Source organism: uncultured Chitinophaga sp., from assembly GCF_937874145.1.
Taxonomy (GTDB): Bacteria; Bacteroidota; Bacteroidia; order Chitinophagales; family Chitinophagaceae; genus Chitinophaga.
Genome location: NZ_CALNBI010000187.1, coordinates 1 through 2,008, shown reverse-complemented (window position 1 = coordinate 2,008; position 2,008 = coordinate 1). Strand labels below are relative to the sequence as shown.

The 2,008-nt window shown below is 55.3% G+C and carries 2 protein-coding genes and 1 pseudogene; 2 read left to right on the top strand and 1 reads right to left on the bottom strand.

What is annotated here, in order from left to right; genetic code table 11:
* Window positions 1-261 (top strand): annotated as a pseudogene (locus Q0510_RS08900) (polysaccharide deacetylase family protein); the annotation flags it as partial.
* An 84-nt stretch (window positions 262-345) separates the two neighbouring features.
* Here the strand turns inward: Q0510_RS08900 and Q0510_RS08895 are convergent.
* Entirely contained in the window at window positions 346-1,212 is an 867-nt protein-coding gene (locus Q0510_RS08895) for a hypothetical protein (protein WP_298710167.1), read from the bottom strand.
* A 122-nt stretch (window positions 1,213-1,334) separates the two neighbouring features.
* On the opposite strand from Q0510_RS08895, the gene Q0510_RS08890 reads away from it, so the two are divergent.
* Window positions 1,335-2,008, top strand: a 674-nt coding sequence (locus Q0510_RS08890; protein WP_298710165.1) for a TatD family hydrolase, incomplete at its 3' end; no start/stop codon positions are given.

Here is a 2,008-nt window from a genome sequence, read left to right as displayed (position 1 = left end):
CCGTACGGCCGTATTTCGCCGTTCCAGATCCGCGAGCTGAAGAAGGATTACCGGATCATTATGTGGGATGTGCTGAGCGGGGATTTCGATACGGAGATCACGGGCGAGGCCTGCGTGCAGAATGTGGTCTTCAAACTGCAACCTGGTTCCATTGTGGTGTTTCATGACAGTGAGAAGGCCTGGGACCGGATGAGCTACGCGCTGCCGAGGATCCTGGAACACTGCAGGCGCCAGGGCTGGGAGGTCCGGGCGATCGTTTAATATGGGTGGATATAATTACAAACGCCGCATGCCTTTGGGGACATGCGGCGTTGTTGTATGATGCGCTGTTGTAACCAGGCAGGATTACAAGGTGATTTCCTTGGTTTTGTCGCCGATGGTGAGGGTAGCTTTGCCGTCGCACTCTGCTACGTCGGTGCCGTAGTTGATCGTACCGGCATGCCCGTTGAGGGTAACGCTCACTTCGCCTGCCGAAATCGAGGCACAGGTGAAGGCGCGGAGGAGCGGCTTGGTGATGGTAACGGTGGCGGTGCCGAGGTTATCCACCAGTGTGGAGGTGCCGGTGATGGAATACACATCGTCGCGCAGGCCGAGGGTGGGCACGCCTTCTGTCTGGGTAACGGTACGGGTGCCGTTGTAGGTGGCAGTGTAGCCGTTCGGGTGCGTCACTTTACCATTAGTTACGGTGTAGCTGTATGTTTTCTTCGCATCGCCCCATGCGGAGGTGGTTACTTCTAGCCTGCCTTCCACTTTGATGCCGTTTACGAAGTAGTTGTCGAAGGTGATGATGGCTTTGGAATCAGCCAGCCAGAGGAGTTTGGCCAGTTTGATGACGATTTTTCCTTTACGGGTGACGTTATTTACGGTACAGCCGGCGCCGAAGTCGAGGGTCAGCGTTTTGGGATAGGTGCCCATGTCGGCCGGGACGAGCTCAACGCCGGGGAAGCAGGTCTGGTTGTCTGCCTGCTCGGGCGCCTTGCGGCCGGAAGGCGGCAGTTCGGTGACATTGTAATCCAGTGTGGTGGAGAACACGTCTTCATAAATAGCCGTAACGGTAGCTTCGGAAGTGGCTACGGCGATGGTATTGTTATCCTTCGTATCGTCTTTGGCGGGATTGGCGTCGTCTTTTTTGCAGGCAAAGAAAATGGTGATGGCTCCGATGGCGAGGGCGGTTACGGACAGCACCTTGTTCGTGTTAAAATAGTGTTTCATTTGGGAGGTTTTTATAGGTATTGGCTTTTCGAGACTGTAACTTTGACGGGAGACTTTCGCCTCTTGCATTAAAGATTTCTCAAAAATAAAGATAAACAATTAATTGAAAAAAACAATATATAATGAACTGGATTGACACCCACGCCCATTTATACTCCGACAATTTCGATTCCGACCGGCCGGCGATGGTGGATCGTGCGATCCGCCAGGGGGTTGGGACGATGTTATTGCCGAATATAGATGAGGATTCCATTGGGGCGATGCTGGCGCTGGAAGCGGCATTTCCGGAACATTGCCTGCCCATGATGGGTATCCATCCCGTTTACGTGAAGGAAAACGTAGAAGAGCAGCTGGCTATTGTGCGCAAGTGGCTGGAAGCCCGGAAATTCTGGGGTGTGGGCGAGATCGGGCTGGATTTTTATTGGGACCAGACCTTCCGCGAGCAGCAGTTCAGGGCGTTCCGCAGCCAGATATCCATGGCGCTGGAGTTTGACCTGCCCATCGCCATTCATAGCCGCGAGGCCACCCGGGCCTGCATCGACGTGGTGAAAGAGCTGCACAACGGGCGCCTGACGGGGGGGTTTCATTGTTTTTCGGGCACGCGCGAGGAAGCGGAAGAGATCATCGGCATGGGGTTCTACCTGGGCATTGGCGGCGTGGTGACGTTCAGGAAGGCGGGGCTCGATGTGGTGGTAGCCGATCTTCCCCTGGAAAACCTCGTGCTGGAAACGGATGCGCCCTACCTGGCGCCGGTCCCCTATCGCGGCAAGCGCAACGAAAGCAGTTACCTCCCGCT